The organism is Aliiruegeria haliotis (assembly GCF_003003255.1).
Classification (GTDB): domain Bacteria; phylum Pseudomonadota; class Alphaproteobacteria; order Rhodobacterales; family Rhodobacteraceae; genus Tropicimonas; species Tropicimonas haliotis.
On record NZ_PVTD01000003.1, the window covers coordinates 378,087 to 395,131 of the forward strand.

Consider the following 17,045-nt stretch of genomic DNA (forward strand, 5'->3'; position numbering starts at 1 on the left):
GGGGGATGTCCCAAATGACCAAGAAACTTTACGCCGAGTTCTTCGGCACCTTCTGGCTTGTATTCGGCGGCTGCGGCAGCGCGGTGCTTGCCGCTGGCGTTCCCGATGTCGGCATCGGCTGGCTCGGCGTGTCACTGGCCTTCGGCCTCACGGTGATGACGATGGCCTATGCGGTGGGCGGTATTTCCGGCGGGCATTTCAACCCGGCCGTCACCCTTGGGCTGACGTTGGCCGGCAAGGCGGAGCGGGGTGACCTTTTCCCGTATTGGGGCGCACAGGTCGCCGGCGGTCTTGTGGCCGGACTCATCCTGTGGATCATCGCCAATGGTCAGGCGGAGTTCTCCTCCGTCGGCAACTTCGCGCAGAACGGCTACGGGTCCGCCAGCCCGGCAGGCTACGGCTTCTTTGCTGGCTTCCTGACCGAGGTCGTGCTCACGGCGATGTTCCTCATGATCATCCTTGGCGCCACCTCGAAGAATGCGCCGGCGGGGTTTGCACCGATCGCCATCGGACTCGGCCTGACGCTGATCCACCTGATTTCGATCCCCGTGACCAATACGTCCGTGAACCCGGCCCGCTCCACTGGCGTGGCCTTTTTCGCGGGCGGAAAGGCGATCCTGCAACTCTGGATGTTCTGGGTTGCACCCTTGCTGGGCGGCGCGCTCGGCGCGATCCTGTGGAAAATGGTCGAGCCCGACGACGCGACGTGACTGCAAGCCGGCGGCCCCGGCCACGACGGGCCGGACATCGTCCGTCCGGTGGCATTGGTGCTGGGACAGAGCGACGCCTGCCGGGTCGCGGCACCCATGTGGTCGGTCTCGCCAGGACGGGACAGACACACCTTGCCCCGCGGCCCGACAGGAAAACACAGATAGCTTTCTGCGGCAAAACAGAGGTCCGGCCCATTCCCGGCCAGCTTCGACGCCGCTACTGCGGACTACATGAGGGAGGTCAAATTGGCTCGGGTTGAACTGGTCGCACCGCTGGATGGTGTGATGTTGCCACTGGAACAGGTGCCGGATCCGGTGTTTGCCCAGAAGATGGTCGGCGATGGCATTTCCATCGATCCGCTGAACGATCTGCTTACCGCTCCGATTGGCGGCACCATCACGCAGGTCCACCGTGCAGGGCACGCGGTCACGGTTACGTCGCCGGAAGGGGTCGAGGTGATGCTGCATGTCGGGCTCGACACCGTGGCGCTCAAGGGCGAGGGCTTTTCGCCCAAGGTGGCCGAGGGCGACAGCGTTGCCACTGGCGATCCGTTGATCGGGTTCGATCCCGATTACCTCGCCACCCATGCAAAAAGCCTGCTCACACAAGTCATCGTCACCAATTCCGATGCGATGTCGGGCATGACGGCGGCAACCGGGACTGTCTCCGCCGGGAAGGACGTGGTGCTGACGCTGGAAACCTCCGCGATCACCGAGCAGGAGGTGGCGGGCGGTGAGACCGTCGTCTCCGAAGCGATCCTTATCCCCAACACATCCGGCCTGCACGCGCGCCCCGCCGCCGTTCTCGCGAACATGGCAAAGGGATACGCCTCGAAGATCCTTCTGCAGCGAGGCGACGATCAGGCGAACGCAAAGAGCGTCGTCTCCATCATGCGGCTGAACCTCGAACATGGCGCCAAGGTGCAGATTGTCGCCGAGGGGCCGGACGCCGCCGAAGCTGTAAATGCGCTGGCACCGGAACTGGCATCCGGCCTCGGCGACGAGGGTACATCACCGGCACCTGCGCCCGCCACACAGGTGATCAAGCCTGTAGCCGCCCCGGTGCCGAAGCGTCGATCCGACGACCCGAACCTGCTGCTCGGGGTTTCCGCATCACCCGGGCTGGCCGTTGGCACTGTCTTCCAACTCAAGCGAGACGAGATCGAGGTGCCGGAGACAGGTGCCGATCCGCATACCGAGCGTCGCCGCCTCGACGATTCCGTCGATGCCGCAAAGGTGCAGCTGGAGGCATTGCAAGCGCAACTCCACGGACAGGCCGACCCGGCCAAGGCCGCAATCTTCGCAGCGCACCAGGAGTTGCTCGAAGACCCCGACCTGATCGACGTGGCCGAAAGCGTGATCGCCAAGGGCAAGAGCTCCGAATATGCTTGGCAGCAGGCCTACACCAGCCAGGCGCTTCAGCTTGAGGCCCTGCCGAATGAGCTTCTTGCCGCCCGCGCCGCAGACCTGCGAGACGTCGGGCGCCGCGTTTTGTCCGCCCTTACCGGCCAACCGCTGGAGCAGCCGGAACTGCCGGTGGGCACGGTACTGATCGCGGAGGACCTTACGCCGTCCGACACCGCGAGCCTCGATCGCGATCGTGTCGTCGGGTTTTGCACCGTGGGAGGTGGGGCGACTTCCCATGTCGCCATTCTCGCGCGCGCGCTCGACCTACCAGCCGTGGCCGGGATCGAGCCGCAGGCGCTGGAGGTCCCACCGGGCACCACAGCCGTGATCGACGGAGCGCGCGGCACCCTGCGGCTCAACCCGGACGAGGCGGAAGTGACACGGATCAGGGAGGCGACACAGCGCGCCGCCGCCAAGCGCGAAGCCGACATCGCCGCTGCGAACGAGCCTGCCACCACCACCGACGGCCACAGGGTGGAAGTGGTCGCCAACGTGGGCGGTATCGCGGAGGCAGAGGAATCCACCGGGTTGGGCGGCGAAGGGGTTGGCCTCCTGCGATCGGAGTTCCTTTTCCTTGCACGTGCCACGGCACCGACCGAAGACGAGCAGACGAAGATCTATCAGGGGGTTGCCTCAGCCCTCGGCGGGCGCACGCTGATCATCCGCACGCTCGACGTGGGGGGGGACAAGCCATTGCCCTACCTGCCGCTCCCGCGGGAGGAGAACCCATTTCTCGGCGTGCGTGGCGTCCGGCTCGCCATCGACCGGCCGGAGATCCTGCGCACCCAGATCCGCGCCATTCTCCGTGTGACGGGCAGCACCAGGCTGGGGATGATGTTCCCCATGATTTCCTCGCTGGAGGAGTTCCGAAGCCTCAAGCAGGTCGTGCAGGAGGAAACCGCCGATCTCGGTCGAACGGACCCAATCCAGATTGGCATCATGGTGGAGGTCCCGTCGGCCGCCGTCATGGCAGAGCAATTTGCACGCGAGGCCGATTTCTTCTCCATCGGCACGAATGACCTGACCCAGTACACCCTGGCGATGGACCGTGGGCACCCCAAGCTCGCACCGATGGCGGATGCGATGAACCCGGCGGTTCTGAAACTCATCGGCCAGACGGTCGAGGGCGCCCATGCCCATGGAAAATGGGTTGGCGTCTGCGGCGGGATCGCGAGCGACGAACAGGCGGTCCCCATCCTCGTCGGCCTCGGGGTGGACGAATTGTCGGTCTCGGTCCCGGCCTTGCCATCGATCAAGGCTACCGTCCGACGCCATTCCCTCGAAGAGTGCCAGGCACTTGCCCGCAAGGCCCTTTCAAGCGACAGCGCGGCGGATGTGCGCGCGCTCGTCCCGCTCGACTACTGATCCGGGAGAACGAACATGGCATCCCAAATTCTCGACACGAGCTTTGCCACGCTGCAAAAGATCGGCAAGGCGCTCATGCTGCCGGTCGCCGTACTTCCCGTGGCAGGTATCCTGCTTGGGGTCGGCGCATCGATTGCCGGCTCCGATTCTCTGGCCCCCTGGTTGATCGAGGTCGGCCGTATCATGGAGGCCTCTGGCGGGGCGGTCTTCACCATTCTGCCATTGATCTTCGCGATTGGCGTCGTACTCGGCTTCACCAACAACGATGGCGTGGCGGCGATGTCCGCCACTGTGGGCTACTTCGTCCTCCTCGCCGCCATGGGCGTGCTGGGGCTGCTGGTGATCCAGTGGAGCGCCCCTGTGACGCCGATACAGGTCGCCGGGCAGACCGCCTATGTTGAATTTGACAAGACACACGGGCGCTTCACCTGCCACGACGCCGAAGGGCGCACGCTCGAAAAGATACGCATCGACGATCTCCAGGCCGAGGTTCTCACCTGTGGCAACCTCTCGATCCCCTTCGTCATGGAGGGCAACATCGCCCAGTTCGACAGCGGCGACGGGACGATGTCTACCTTTCCGCCCGCCCAATCGCGGGCCGAGATTACCCAGGTCATGGGCTTCGAGAGCATCGACACCGGGGTGTTCGGCGGCATACTCATCGGTCTCATCGCGGCGGCCATGTTCAACCGGTTCTATCGAATGAGCCTGCCGTCCTACCTTGGCTTTTTCGCCGGCAAGCGCTTCGTGCCGATTGCGACCGCTTTCTCCGCCATCGGACTGGCTGCCATCCTGTCGGTCGTCTGGCCCCCGATCGGAGCCGGTATCCGCAGCTTCGGGGACTGGGCCGCCTACGGTAACCCGGCGATGGCCGTCACCATCTACGGCTGGGTGGAGCGGGCGCTGATCCCGTTCGGCCTGCACCACATCTGGAATGTGCCATTCTTCTTCGAGGTCGGTTCGTACACCACGCCTTCGGGAGAGGTCGTGCACGGCGTCATCAGCCGTTACTTCGCGGGGGACTACGAGGCCGGCATCCTTGGCGGTGGGTTCGTGTTCAAGATGTTCGGCCTGCCGGCCGCCGCCTTCGCCATCATCCACACGGCGCGGCCCGAAAACCGGGCGCGGGTTTCGGGAATCATGGTCTCTGCCGCGTTGACCTCCTTCCTGACGGGCATCACCGAACCGCTGGAATTCGCCTTCCTGTTCGTAGCGCCGATGCTCTACGCCGCACACGCGGGGCTGGTTGGGATCATCTACCTGATCACCTACCTGACCGGCGCACGTCTGGGCTATTCCTTCTCCCACGGGTTCATCGACTTCGCGCTCTTCTACGCGACGAATATCCGTCCATGGGTCATCTTCATCCTCGGGCCGATCTTCGCGGCGATCTACTATGTCACCTTCCGCACGTTGATCCTGAAGTTCGACCTGAAGACGCCCGGCCGTGAAGACGCGGAGGTGGCGGAGGCCGCACTAGGCGATGCGGCAGCCGACCAGATGTCCAAAGAGCTCGTTCTGGCCTTTGGCGGGCGCTCCAATATCAAGGGGCTGGACGCCTGTATCACCCGCCTGCGAATCGAGGTGGAAGATGTCGGCAAGGCAAACCAGGACAAGCTGAAGGCGCTCGGTGCTGCCGGTGTCGTGCAGGTTGGAAACAACCTTCAGGCGATCTTCGGACCGCGTGCCGAAGGGTTGATGATCGACATGCAGGAATACCTCAGGACCGCTGGCGACGAAGCCGAGTTGCCCGAAGGCGCCGCGGCCCCGCAAGTGGTCTACAAACCCGATGCGGCCAAGCCGAGGGTTGCCGACCCGCAGGCAGCCGAAAAGGCGAAGGCCATGCTGGCGGCGCTGGGGGGAGCCGGCAATGTCCAGCAGGCGGAATCCGCGGCAGAGACGCGGCTTCGGGTGACATTGGCCGATGGGGAACAGCTCGATCCGGCTGCCCTGGCGGCTGCCGGCGTTCTGGGGGTTCAGAGCCTTGGCGACGGCTTGCTACACCTGATTGTCGGCCTGAACGCCGACCAGTACGCGACCGAGATCCGGGCAGCCATGACTGCCTGAAACGGAACGCCGTCTACGAAGCGACCCCGGGGCGCCGGCAAGCGCCCCGGGGTCTCAGTTCAGATCGAACCGCTTCAGACGAAGTCGAAGGATTCGGGCGAGTTGGTGATGTCGGAACGGGCAATATCCTCAAGGTCGACATAGTTGCCCTTGGCCATCACCACCCGGGTGCTGCTGCCACCGTCCAGTCCAAAGAACTTCAACCCGTTGAAGTTCAGGCCGCCGCCAATCTCGATGACATCGACGCCAAGCTGGAAATCGGTCACCGTGTCCTTCCCGGAGATCTTGTTAACCACGAAGGTATCGGCGCCGCCGCCGCCGGCCATCTCGTCCCGGCCCTTGGCACCGATCATCCGGTCTGCGCCCCGGCCGCCGGACATATCGTCGTTGCCCTTGCCACCGTTCACGACATCGTCCCGACCACCACCGTTCATGGTATCGCTGCCGACGCCGCCCTGCATCGAATCCTTGCCGCCACCGCCATTCATGGTGTCGTTGCCAACGCCGCCGTTCATCGTGTCAGCACCGCGACCACCGTTCATCGTGTCGTTCTTGGCGCCACCCTTCATGAAGTCCGCCCCTGCGCCGCCATTCAGGAGATCTTCCCCGAAGCCGCCAATCAGGCGATCATCGCCGTTGCCGCCAAAGAGCTTGTCGGCGCCGACGCCCCCCTTGAGCGTGTCACCGGAACCCAGTCCACGCAGGGTGTCGTTGCCACGCAGACCGTTCAGGATATCGACGCCCGGCGTGCCGCCAAGGTTGTCGTTTCCATTGGTCGCGTCGAGCAGGTCGTTGACGGTGATGATGAAGTTCTTCTCCTCAGAGCCGCCATTGCCGTCGCTGACGCGAACGCGCACGGTGTGGCTCGTGTTGGTTTCAAAATCGAGGCCACCCGTCACGACAAGGTTCTGCCCCACGACTCCGAACCTTCCGCCAGCGTTGTTGACCAACGAGAAACTCAGGCTGTCGCCATCTGCGTCCGTCGCAGACAGGGCCCCGACATTGGTGCCGCTGGGGGCATTCTCATTGACGCTGTTCGAACTCAGCGCCAGACCAGTCGGCGCCACATTGATATCGAGTAGCCCGACGGGAATCGGGTTCGAGTTCCCTGCGCCACCGGCAATGTCTCTGACCAGAACAGTTCCGGCCTCGGTGCCGTCAGTCACCCAAAGTTCCGCACCGTTCGTGCCGTTGTTCGCGCGGAAGTAAACAAGGTCATTGACCGGGATCATCACGTTTGGCGTCGAGCTCGCCGCACCCGGGTTGATATCCTTGAGCAGACGCGTGCCGGCAGTCGTACCGTCCGTGATCCAAAGCTCCTTTCCGTTCGTGCCGTCGTTGGCAGCAAAGATACCGAGCGACCCATCACCGAGCGGAACAAGGTTTGTCGGATTTGACCCGCCGGCACCGGGGTTGATGTCCGCTAGCAGTTTGGTTCCTGCACCAGTTCCATCCGACACCCAGAGCTCCTGGCCGTTTGTCCCGTTGTTTGCCTGAAATACCAATGTGTTGTTGACCACGGCCCCCAGCGTGAGCTGATTGCCCAGATTGGAACCAGCAGCGCCGGGATTGATGTCTTTCACCAGTTGTGTGCCGCCAAAAGAACCATCCGTGCGCCACAGCTCCTGCCCGACCGACCCATTGTTTGCCGAGAAGAGAGAGATGCCGTTCAGCTCAGTGAAGTTGTCAGGGGTAGAGCCGCCGGCACCCGGGTTGATATCCCTTACAAGCTCCGTACCACCTGTCGTGCCATCTGTTTTCCAGAGCTCCTGCCCGGTTGTCCCATCGTTCGCCCTGAACAGGTAGGTGTTGCCAAGCAAGCCACCGCCATCGATATCCGGAGAGGAACTGCCGCCAGGGTTGATGTCCTTTAGAAGCTGGGTACCGGCAAAAGTACCGTCGGTGATGTAAACCTCTTCCCCTGTGGATCCGTCATTCGCACGGAAGATTACCTTGTCTCCGAACTTGAACAGATCGAAGAGCGCTGAGCCACCGCCACCCGGAAAGATATCTTTTGCAAGGCTTGTCCCCCCTCCCGTGCCATCGGTCTTCCAAAGCTCCTGTCCGTCCGTACCGTCATTCGCACGGAAGAGGATTTCGCCATTCAGCGTGACCATTTGCGTTGGAAACGATCCGCCACCGCCAAACTGGATATCCTTCACAAGCGAGGCGCCTGACCCGCTTGTCTTGAACAACTCGTTGCCGGCGGTGCCGTCGGTACCGCCGAAGTAGAACTCTCCGTTCAGCGTGGCGAAGTCCCGAAGGGTCGCAAATGGAGCATTGGGAAAGAATGCCGGGTTAACCCCGTTTCCGGAACCCGGATTCAGGTCCTGGATCAGAGTGGCCGTGCTGCCGTCAGCGCTCGTGGCATACAGCTCGGTACCAAGTGTGTTCGTTGTTGCCGCGAATATAAGAATGCTGGTCATGTTGATAGTCCTTGAAGTGCTGGAAAAGCGCCGGGTGAAAGGTATTGCCTCAGAACTGCTCGAAGGTTGGGCCGGTGCCTCGTGGTGCCGGGTTTGGAGAAATGCTGCTGGTCGATGCTCTCGCCTCCAACGAGACTGCTGCCTGAAATGCCAGAACAGTATGACATAAAACGGTTTTTTCTCAAATGACCGTTCCGGTAGGCGCCGATTTCGGTTTTTCCGTTTCGGCACTTGACCTTACGGCAAGTCAAGCGTTTTCTCGGTCGGCAACGGGGCGGTGAAACACGGCGAATGGCACGAATTACGGTGCCGACGATTCGTCCAATGGGGCCGCGGCCAATGCTCCGAACGGCGAAAGGTGTCGGGGTCGAGAAGTCTGGGGATAACTTTGACGCCGGGCTTGGCCGCGGGGCTGTGGGAGGCTACCAAGGATGCCCCATCACAAGAGACGCAGCCCATGACGCCTGATACCAGCCGCCGAATAACCCAGACCATCGCGCGAGAGATCGGTGCCCGCCCCGAGCAGGTGGAAGCCACGGTGGCCCTGTTGAACGAGGGCGCCACCGTGCCGTTCATCGCGCGGTACCGCAAGGAGGTCACGGGCGGTCTGGATGACAGCCAGTTGCGGGAGCTTTCGGAGCGGTTGGGCTACCTTACGGAGATGGAGGCACGCAGGGCCACGATCCTCGACACGATCCGAGACCAGGGAAAACTGACCGACGATCTGGAGAAGGCGATCCGGGGCGCCGACACCAAGTCGGTGCTGGAGGATCTCTACCTTCCCTACAAGCCCAAACGGCGCACACGGGCGATGATTGCCCGCGAGAAGGGGCTTGGTGGGCTCGTCGATGCCATTCTCGCGGACCGGAACACCGCGCCGGAAGCACTGGCCGAAGGGTTTGTCACCGACGAGGTTGCCGACGTGAAGGAAGCGCTTGCGGGCGCGCGCGATATCCTCGTCGAACAGCTGTCCGAAAACGCAGACCTCGTCGGGCGGTTGCGGGAGTTCATGAAGGAGCGGGCCTATCTCACGGCGCGCGTGAATGAGGGCGAGGAGCAGAAGGGCGCCAAGTTCTCCGACTATTTCGACCACCGCGAGCGGTGGGCCGACGTTCCGAGCCACCGTGCCCTGGCCATGTTCCGCGGCTCCAACGAGGGCGTCCTGCGGCTCGACATCCAGCCCGACGCGGAAACGGACCTGCCCGCAGTCGAGGCGATGGTTTGCGCCGCGCTCGAAACCCGGGGCAATGGGCCTGGTGATGCGTGGCTGCGCGGGGTGGCCGGATGGGCCTGGCGTGTGAAGCTGAGCCTGTCGATGCTGCTCGACCTGCAAGGTGACCTGCGGGAGCGCGCGCAGGAGGAAGCCATCCGTGTCTTTGGCCGCAACCTCAAGGACCTGCTGCTCGCCGCGCCTGCCGGAAACCGTGCCACGATGGGGCTCGACCCCGGTATCCGAACCGGCGTCAAGGTGGCCGTGGTCGATGCCACCGGAAAGCTGCTCGACACTGACACGATCTACCCCTTCCAGCCAAAGAACGACCTGCGGGGCAGCCAGGTCGCGCTCGCCAAACTGATCCGGGCCCACGGGGTCGAACTGATCGCCATCGGAAATGGCACTGCCAGCCGCGAAACCGAACGTATGGTCGCCGAGTTGCTGGCGGAACTGCCCGCACCGAAACCCACGAAGGTTGTCGTCTCGGAGGCCGGCGCCTCCGTCTACTCGGCCTCTGAACTGGCGGCACGCGAGTTTCCCGATCTCGATGTCTCGCTGCGGGGGGCCGTCTCTATCGCGCGCCGCTTGCAGGACCCTCTGGCGGAGCTCGTGAAGATCGAACCCAAGGCCATCGGCGTGGGGCAGTACCAACACGACGTCGACCAATTCCGACTGGCAAAGCAGCTCGATGCCGTGGTCGAGGATGCCGTGAACGCGGTGGGCGTGGACCTCAACATGGCTTCGGCACCTCTTCTGGCGCGAGTGTCCGGCCTCGGGCCGTCGCTGGCCGAAGCCATTGTCAGCCACCGGGACATGAACGGCGCCTTCGGGACGCGGAAGGATCTGCTGGGGGTCGCGCGCCTCGGCCCGCGGGCTTTTGAGCAATGCGCCGGGTTCCTGCGGATAACGGGGGGCGACGAGCCGCTCGATGCTTCGTCCGTCCACCCGGAGGCCTACGACGTCGCCCGGCGTATCGTCTCCGCCTGCGGACGCGACCTGCGGCAGATCATGGGCGACGAAGCACGGCTCAAGGGACTGCGCGCGGAAGATTTCGTCGACGCGACCTTTGGCCTGCCCACCGTCCGCGATATCCTTGCAGAACTGGCCAAGCCCGGCCGCGACCCGCGTCCTGAGTTCGTGACCGCCAGCTTCACCGACGGGGTGGAGCAGATCACCGACCTCAAGCCCGGCATGATGCTGGAAGGCACCGTGACCAACGTCGCCGCCTTTGGCGCATTCGTGGATGTCGGCGTGCACCAGGACGGGTTGGTCCATGTCTCGCAGCTGGCAGACCGGTTCGTGAAGGACCCCCACGAGGTTGTCAAAACCGGCGACGTGGTCAAGGTTCGCGTGATGGAGGTAGACGTGCCGCGCAAACGGATCGGCCTCTCCATGCGGAAGAACCCAGACCGGTCGGCGCAGGGCGACAAACCCGGCGGCAAGCCGGCCGGCAAGGGGCCACGGGGCGCAAAGCCGCCCCGGCAGATGCAGGCAAAGCCCAATAAAGCCGGACGCGACACAGGAGCCTTCGGTGCGGCGCTGATGGATGCGATGAAGAAGAAGTAGCGGCGAAGCGATCCGTTGCGGGAATTTGATGCTGTCGTGACAGCGGCAGGCGGGGCATCTCGCCGCCATGCATTTCGGCATTGTTCCGGGAGCTTGATCGCGCCGAACCGCGAAGCGCAGCCCCTGGCGGTGAACCGGCTACCGACGCGGCAAGTCGCCCTTGGGCTTGTTCACGCGAGCCACCATCCGTCGGGCGCCGCTATTCCGCCTTCACCCGGTAGTGGTACCGAGTCGCCGCGGTCATCCCGAGCCCCGTATAGAGCGCATTTCCACCGCCATTGTCCTCCGTCACCAGCACCGACATCCAACGTGCCCCGCGGGCCGCTGCCCAGATCGCGGCGGCATGCATGACATTCACGCCGGTGCCCTTGCGCCGAAGTGATGGCATCACCTCCAGCGCATGCAGCATCGCGACCCTGCCATGCTTCGCAACAAACGCCGTGCCCGCCGGTTGATCCGCGGAACGGCCGAGGATCGCACATTTCTCTCCGTCCACACGGTCCATGACCGCCAGCCGTGCCGGCCCGACACCGCCGTCTGCCCAGATCTCCTCCTGGATCTTCGTCGGCGGCCATTCCACATGGAAGGCCGAGACCGGAGGCGGCGCGACGGCCATCTCCTGCACCGCGCCCACATACAGAACCACCGGATCCTTCACGGTGAACCCCGACGCCGCCAACCGGGCATCCAGCGCATCCTCGCCGTCCCGGATCATCACCAGCGGCAGTTGGCCCAGAGCGCGCTGCGCGGCCTCCATCGCACTGATATCGGGGGCCGAGGTCGTGGCCGTGGCCGCCGATACACGACTGCCGCCGCCCCGCCCCTCCCGGACGCACCAGCCCGGCAATTCGATCTGGCGGACAGCGGGCCATGTCGCGTCGATGGCCTCAAAAAGCTCCGCAACCGACGGATCGCTCACGCAATGTCCCCCGGAAACAGTTTCGCCAGCCGTGTCATCGCATCATCGATCTGCCCGGCATTGGTTCCCCGGATCACGATACTCGCGCCATATACCCCGTCCTGCATGAACGGATAGGATCCGATCGACAGGTCCGGAAAGGCCTCCGCAAGCGCCGACAGCGGCGTCGCGATATCGCCTTCGCCCCGGTTGATCCGCAGCGACTGGCTCAGGACCGGGTCGCCGCCGGTCATCCCCGGCAGGACCGACGCAACCATCGCCTGGAAGATCGTGGGCACGCCTGCCATGACATGCACGTTGCCAAGGGAAAAGCCGGGCGCGGCAGAGATCGGGTTCTCGATCAGGTCAGCTCCCTCGGGGATACGGGCCATGCGCAGCCGTGCCTCGTTCAACTCCTGCCCGTTGGCATCGTAATGCACCTGCAGGATTGCCCGGGCGTCGTCGCGCACACCAAACGCTGCACCGAAGGCCTCGGCAATGCACTCGGCGGTGATGTCGTCGTGGGTTGGCCCGATCCCGCCGGAGGTGAAGACATGGTCATAGCCGGACGACAGGGCCTTTACGGCCGAAACGATTGCCGCGGGGTCGTCTGCGACCACCCGTACCTCCGCCAGCCGGATGCCCCGCTTGGTCAGCTCCACGGCGAGGTGGCTCATGTTGGCATCGCGGGTGCGGCCGGACAGGATCTCGTCACCGATCACCAGCATCGCGGCGGTGGGATTCGTCATCGGGTGCTCCTTCTTGTCTGGCCTCGAATGCCGGTATAGGCCCGCCCCATGCGCTTTCAAACCCCGCTCGTGCCCGCCCGGCTGATCCGCCGCTACAAACGCTTCCTCGCCGACGCGGTGCTGGAGGCAACCGGTGAAGAGATCACCGCCCACTGTGCCAATCCCGGCTCGATGATGGGATTGAAGGAGGAGGGCACGCGGATCTGGCTGGAACCCAACGACGATCCGAAAAAGAAGCTCAAGTACGGCTGGCGGCTGTCCGAACTGCCCGGGGGCCACTGGGCAGGGATCGACACCGCCGTGCCGAACCGCGTGGTCAAGGAGGCGTTGCACGCGCGGGCCATCCCGCAGCTCTCGGCCTATGGCAGCGTGCGTCCTGAAGTGAAATACGGCGAAGGAAGTCGGGTGGACTTCCTGCTGAGCGAGGCGGGTCTGCCGGATGCCTATGTCGAGGTGAAGAACGTCCACCTGCGCAGGGAGGGCGACTGGGCCGAATTCCCGGACTCGGTGACGAAACGTGGCGCAAAACACCTCGCGGAACTCTCCCGAATGCTGGAAGCAGGGCATCGCGCGGTGATGTTGTACCTCGTGCAGCGGACAGACTGCACACGGTTCCGCCTGTCCGGCGACATTGACCCGGGCTATGCGGCAGCGTTCGACATGGCCCGCGCGGCGGGAGTGGAGATGATCTGCCACGGCACGGTCATTGACCGCGATGGCGTGTCGATCGGGCCCGAGATGCCGGTGGACGAAGTGCCCCAGTCCCGCCGGGGTTGAGCAAAAGACGCCACGCGGATTGGACGCGCCCACGCAATGGCGAGCGCGTCCTTGCTCAGCAAACTTGTCGAAGGCAGTTCGCCCGGCTCACAGCCCGCGTTTCTGCTTCCCTATGGCTTGCCCCTGCCGGTAGACCTTCTGGAGCGAGCGATCCCGTGCACGGGCCTCCGCGAGTGTCTCGGAGTTCCGCGCATCCTCCCGCAACAGCTTCTCCCAGCGGCGCAAGCGGCCGGGATCCAGCCGCCCGGCGTCGATCTCTGCCTGAATGGCGCAGCCCGGCTCGTTGCCATGGGTGCAGTCGCTGAACCGGCACTGCCCGGCTAGATCCGTGAGATCCGCGAACACCGTGTCGATCCCCTCTGCCGCATCGGTCAGACGCAGGGCCCGCATTCCCGGTGTATCGATCAGCCAGCCGCCCGCCGTGGTCCGCCACAGCGCCCGCGACGTGGTTGTGTGCCGGCCTTTGGCATCGTCCTCACGTATGCCCTGTGTCGCCTCGCCCCGGCCAGTCAGCGCATTGGAGATCGTCGTCTTGCCAACGCCGGATGAGCCCAGCAGCGCAAGCGTCCGCCCGTCGGCGGCCCAGGCGTTGAGCCGCCGGATCTCCAGCGGGTCGGTGGCATCGATATCAATCGCCACGACCAGCGGCGACAAGGACTCCGCCCGGCGGCGGTAGGCGCCCGGATCGTCAACGGTATCGGCCTTGGTGATGATCACCAGCGGCAGGCATCCCGCCTGTGCGGCGAGGGCAAGATAGCGCTCCAGCCGCGCCTCCTTGAAGTCGGCATTGCAGGACGTCACGATGCCGAGCGTGTCGACATTCGCGGCAATCAGCTGATCCACAGCGCCAGTCCCCGCCGCACGGCGATGCAGGAGCGTCTGGCGTTCGAATCGACGCAGGCAGCGGCCGGTCTCCGGGTCGTAGCGAACCCAGTCGCCAACGGCATAGTCGCCGGTGCTCTGCCCGCCGGGCAGCGAAAGCGACACTGGCCCGTCCGGCGACAGTGCCTCCAGCCGGGTACGTTCCACGCCGCTGATACGGGCGAGGTCTTCTGGCGCATCGTCAAGCTGCGCACGGAAATGAGCCGACCATCCGAGGTCGGAAAGAGTAATAGATGTCAATGGTCTGATCCCTGGTCACGTCAATGGATCCGGCAATTTGCCGGAACGAAAACGGCCGGGCCAAGGCGCTGATGTCAGATGCGCGATGCCCGGAGGATGATCACAAGCTCTGCCATGAAACCTCCGTCGACAGGGATTGGTGAGAGGCTGGACATCGACCCAAGCGGGGCTCGTTGCGGCTGCTTCCTTCCGGACCTGACCGGGTTGGCGAGGCGCCTGCCCGCGCCAACCTCTCGAGGGGCTAGGTAGGGTATCCGATCGGAGATTGCAAGATCCCGGCCTGACCCAGCCGTCCCTGCCCGGCTATGGGCGTTTCGCCATGCCCGCTCCCGCGCCAATCTGCCCACCCGTCAAAGCGCATCTGGCATTTCCGGCCCGCGGTCCCTATGTTCCCCTCCGTTACGATTGAAGAGGCTCGATCACCGTGGACGAAAAGCGCGCACATCTGACGAAAGACGGCATCCGGCTCTACGAGCCATCGGATTTCGCCGGCATGCACGCGGCCGGCCGGCTCGCCGCCGATATCCTTGACCGCGTCGCCCCGCTCGTCTTCCCGGGCCAGACCACCGGCACCATCGACGCCGCCGTCCAGCAGATGGTGGAGGACGCCGGCGCGACCTCTGCCACGATCGGCTACAAGGGTTATCAGCACGCAACTTGCATCAGCGTGAACCACGTCGTCTGCCACGGCATCCCGAGCGACAAGAAGTTGCACGAGGGCGATATCCTGAACATCGACGTCACGGTGATCGTGGACGGCTGGTTCGGCGATACGTCCCGCATGTACGTGGCCGGCAAGCTGCCTCGCAAGGCAGAGCGGCTGATACAGGTCACGCATGACGCGCTGTTCAAGGGGATCGAGGCCGTCAGGCCCGGAAACACCTTCGGTGACATCGGCCATGCCATCCAGAGCTACGTCGAGTCTCACCGAATGTCGGTCGTACGGGATTTCTGTGGCCACGGGCTCGGGCGGGTCTTCCATGCGCCGCCGAACGTTTTGCACTACGGCCGTCCGGGGACTGGGCCGGTTCTGGAAGAAGGCATGTTCTTCACCATCGAGCCAATGGTGAACCTTGGCCGGCCGGAAACCAAGGTCCTCTCCGACGACTGGACCGCCGTGACCCGTGACAAGTCGCTCTCTGCGCAGTTCGAGCATTCCATTGGCGTGACCGCCGACGGGTTCGACATCTTCACCCTGTCTCCGGCGGAGAAGTTTCACCCCACCTGGGGCTGACGGTCCTCGCCTTCGCCGACGGGCAGCAATGCCGCACACCGCCGCTCTCGAATCTGGAACGACGGTTTCCGATAGCCGCCGGGCATGGGAAATTGTTTCGGTGCGGTTTCGGAATGCCTCCGCAATCCGGTTGCCCGACTATTTTGCCTCCCGTAAACAACGGCAACGCGCCGCCGCGCGTTCAGACTGACACTGATGATGACGAGGAGACCTCCGTCGTGCCATTCACCCTTCGCAGCCTCGCCCTTGCGGCAACCCTTGCCGTCTCTGCGGGCACCGTTTCCGCGCAGGAGGTGACGCTGCGCTTCCAGCATTTCGTCTCACCGAAATCGGCCAACCCGACCCATTTCATGGATCCCTGGGCCAAGGCGATCGAGGAGCAGTCCGGCGGCCGCATCAAGGTCGAGATCTATGCCGGCATGGCGCTTGGCGGAAAGGCAACCAGCCAGTACGACCTGATCCGCGACGGCGTGATCGATGGCGGCTGGGTCATCCCCGGCTACCAGCCCGGTCGCTTCCCCGAGGCGGAAGCGCTGGAACTGCCCTTCATCACCCCGAAGAACACCGAGGCCGCCAGCATCGCCGCCTGGAACTTCACGCAGAAATACCTGCTGGACGATTTTGCCGACGTCCACGTCATCATGGCGCATCTGCATGGCGAGGGCATCATCCACAAGAAAGGCCCCAATCCGGAGTCCCTGGAAGATTTCGCCGGCCTTCGCCTGCGCGGCCCGTCGCGTCCGGCGACCATGCTGCTCAAGGAGCTTGGCGCCACACCGGTCGGCATGCCGGTCCCGGCCTTCCCGGAGGCGCTTTCCAAGGGCGTGATCGACGGCGGGGTCGTGCCATGGGAAATCGTGCCCTCGCTCAAGCTGCACGAACTGGCCGACAGCCATACGGATGTCGCCGGCGACTACTCACTCTACAACCTCTACTTCATCTGGGCGATGAACAAAGCGAAGTACGAGAGCCTGCCCGACGACCTGAAGAAGGTGATCGACGACAACTCCGGCCTTATGGCGGCGGCCTGGGCCGGACGGGCGCATGACACCGGGGATGCGGAGGGCAAGGCGGTGGTCGCTGCCACCGTGAACCCGATCACCGAGATCAGTCCGGAGGAAACCGACCGTATCAAGGACGTCGGGGAAAAGGTCATCGCGGCCTGGATCGAAGAGGCCAATTCCAAGGGCCTTGATGGCGCCGCCCTCGTGGAGGACGCCCGCACCATGATGGCCGAGGGTATCGCCGCGCAAGCCGCCTCGAACTGACCCCGTTCGACAAAAGACCCGAAAGCGGCGGCAGTCACACCCGGCTGCCGCCCTTTTCTTGTCTGGACAACGCCCGCGCCATTCCGGAGAGGCGCGCTTTCAGGGCAATCCACGTTTCCTATTGCGGACCCTGCGCCTGACCCGTGCCTGAGTTGTCGGCCGAATGGATCCCGTCCATCGCCCGGGCCTTCCCACGCCTGCGGCAAGAAAAAAGCGCCCGCAAAGCCTGCGGGCGCATTTGAT

General features: G+C 64.2%; 11 protein-coding genes and 1 other RNA gene. 7 read left to right on the forward strand and 5 right to left on the reverse strand.

From position 1 onward, the window contains the following. Nucleotides 1–14 precede the first annotated feature (14 nt). The 3 genes from aqpZ to CLV78_RS11065 all read left to right on the forward strand — a co-directional run bounded on the left by aqpZ (nt 15) and on the right by CLV78_RS11065 (nt 5,549). Complete coding sequence (gene aqpZ, locus CLV78_RS11055; RefSeq protein ID WP_106204855.1) at nt 15–710, forward strand: aquaporin Z; 696 nt, start codon at nt 15–17, stop codon at nt 708–710. Between the two features lie 246 nt (nt 711–956). Then, nucleotides 957–3,482 carry a phosphoenolpyruvate--protein phosphotransferase gene (ptsP, locus tag CLV78_RS11060; RefSeq protein WP_106204856.1) on the forward strand — a complete coding sequence of 842 codons (2,526 nt, stop codon included), beginning with the start codon at nt 957–959 and terminating at the stop codon, nt 3,480–3,482. 15 nt (nt 3,483–3,497) lie between these two features. Beyond that, nucleotides 3,498–5,549, forward strand: a complete 2,052-nt coding sequence (locus CLV78_RS11065; protein WP_106204857.1) for a PTS sugar transporter subunit IIBC — start codon at nt 3,498–3,500, stop codon at nt 5,547–5,549. Nucleotides 5,550–5,623: 74 nt separating this feature from the next. Here the strand turns inward: CLV78_RS11065 and CLV78_RS11070 are convergent, their stop codons facing one another. Next, nucleotides 5,624–7,975, reverse strand: a complete 2,352-nt coding sequence (locus CLV78_RS11070; RefSeq protein WP_106204858.1) for an ELWxxDGT repeat protein — start codon at nt 7,973–7,975, stop codon at nt 5,624–5,626. Between the two features lie 457 nt (nt 7,976–8,432). On the opposite strand from CLV78_RS11070, the gene CLV78_RS11075 reads away from it, so the two are divergent. Continuing rightward, nucleotides 8,433–10,754, forward strand: coding sequence for a Tex family protein (locus CLV78_RS11075; RefSeq protein WP_106204859.1), 2,322 nt, complete (start codon nt 8,433–8,435; stop codon nt 10,752–10,754). A 199-nt stretch (nt 10,755–10,953) separates the two neighbouring features. Here CLV78_RS11075 and CLV78_RS11080 read toward each other — a convergent pair whose 3' ends face one another. Both CLV78_RS11080 and CLV78_RS11085 read right to left on the reverse strand, forming a co-directional pair. Then, nucleotides 10,954–11,673 (reverse strand): GNAT family N-acetyltransferase, encoded by a 720-nt coding sequence (locus CLV78_RS11080; RefSeq protein WP_106204860.1) that lies wholly within the window; start codon nt 11,671–11,673, stop codon nt 10,954–10,956. Further along, nucleotides 11,670–12,401, reverse strand: a complete 732-nt coding sequence (locus CLV78_RS11085; protein ID WP_106204861.1) for a competence/damage-inducible protein A — start codon at nt 12,399–12,401, stop codon at nt 11,670–11,672. The genes CLV78_RS11080 and CLV78_RS11085 overlap by 4 nt, the downstream gene beginning before the upstream one ends. A 48-nt stretch (nt 12,402–12,449) precedes the next feature. Here CLV78_RS11085 and sfsA point away from each other — a divergent pair, with 48 nt between their 5' ends. Further along, nucleotides 12,450–13,178: a DNA/RNA nuclease SfsA gene (gene sfsA, locus CLV78_RS11090; RefSeq protein WP_106204862.1), complete on the forward strand. Its 729-nt coding sequence runs from the start codon at nt 12,450–12,452 to the stop codon at nt 13,176–13,178. 87 nt (nt 13,179–13,265) lie between these two features. Here sfsA and rsgA read toward each other — a convergent pair whose 3' ends face one another. Together rsgA and ffs are read right to left on the reverse strand one after the other, a co-directional pair. Next, a complete protein-coding gene (gene rsgA / locus CLV78_RS11095; protein WP_106204863.1) occupies nt 13,266–14,300 on the reverse strand; it encodes a ribosome small subunit-dependent GTPase A in 1,035 nt (344 codons plus the stop codon). Between the two features lie 137 nt (nt 14,301–14,437). After that, nucleotides 14,438–14,536: signal recognition particle sRNA small type (gene ffs, locus CLV78_RS11100), an RNA gene on the reverse strand. A 188-nt stretch (nt 14,537–14,724) separates the two neighbouring features. Here ffs and map point away from each other — a divergent pair. Together map and CLV78_RS11110 are read left to right on the forward strand one after the other, a co-directional pair. Next, a complete protein-coding gene (gene map, locus CLV78_RS11105; RefSeq protein ID WP_106204864.1) occupies nt 14,725–15,534 on the forward strand; it encodes a type I methionyl aminopeptidase in 810 nt (269 codons plus the stop codon). Nucleotides 15,535–15,752: 218 nt separating this feature from the next. Then, nucleotides 15,753–16,802, forward strand: a complete 1,050-nt coding sequence (locus CLV78_RS11110) for a TRAP transporter substrate-binding protein (RefSeq protein ID WP_245924966.1) — start codon at nt 15,753–15,755, stop codon at nt 16,800–16,802. Nucleotides 16,803–17,045 lie beyond the last annotated feature (243 nt).

Bases quoted from the DNA above. Each gene is read 5' to 3' on its own strand.
- CLV78_RS11085 (WP_106204861.1), bottom strand. From the start codon at position 12,401: ATGACGAATCCCACCGCCGCGATGCTGGTGATCGGTGACGAGATCCTG.
- CLV78_RS11075 (WP_106204859.1), top strand. From the start codon at position 8,433: ATGACGCCTGATACCAGCCGCCGAATAACCCAGACCATCGCGCGAGAG.
- aqpZ (WP_106204855.1), top strand. From the start codon at position 15: ATGACCAAGAAACTTTACGCCGAGTTCTTCGGCACCTTCTGGCTTGTA.
- CLV78_RS11070 (WP_106204858.1), bottom strand. From the start codon at position 7,975: ATGACCAGCATTCTTATATTCGCGGCAACAACGAACACACTTGGTACC.
- sfsA (WP_106204862.1), top strand. From the start codon at position 12,450: ATGCGCTTTCAAACCCCGCTCGTGCCCGCCCGGCTGATCCGCCGCTAC.
- CLV78_RS11065 (WP_106204857.1), top strand. From the start codon at position 3,498: ATGGCATCCCAAATTCTCGACACGAGCTTTGCCACGCTGCAAAAGATC.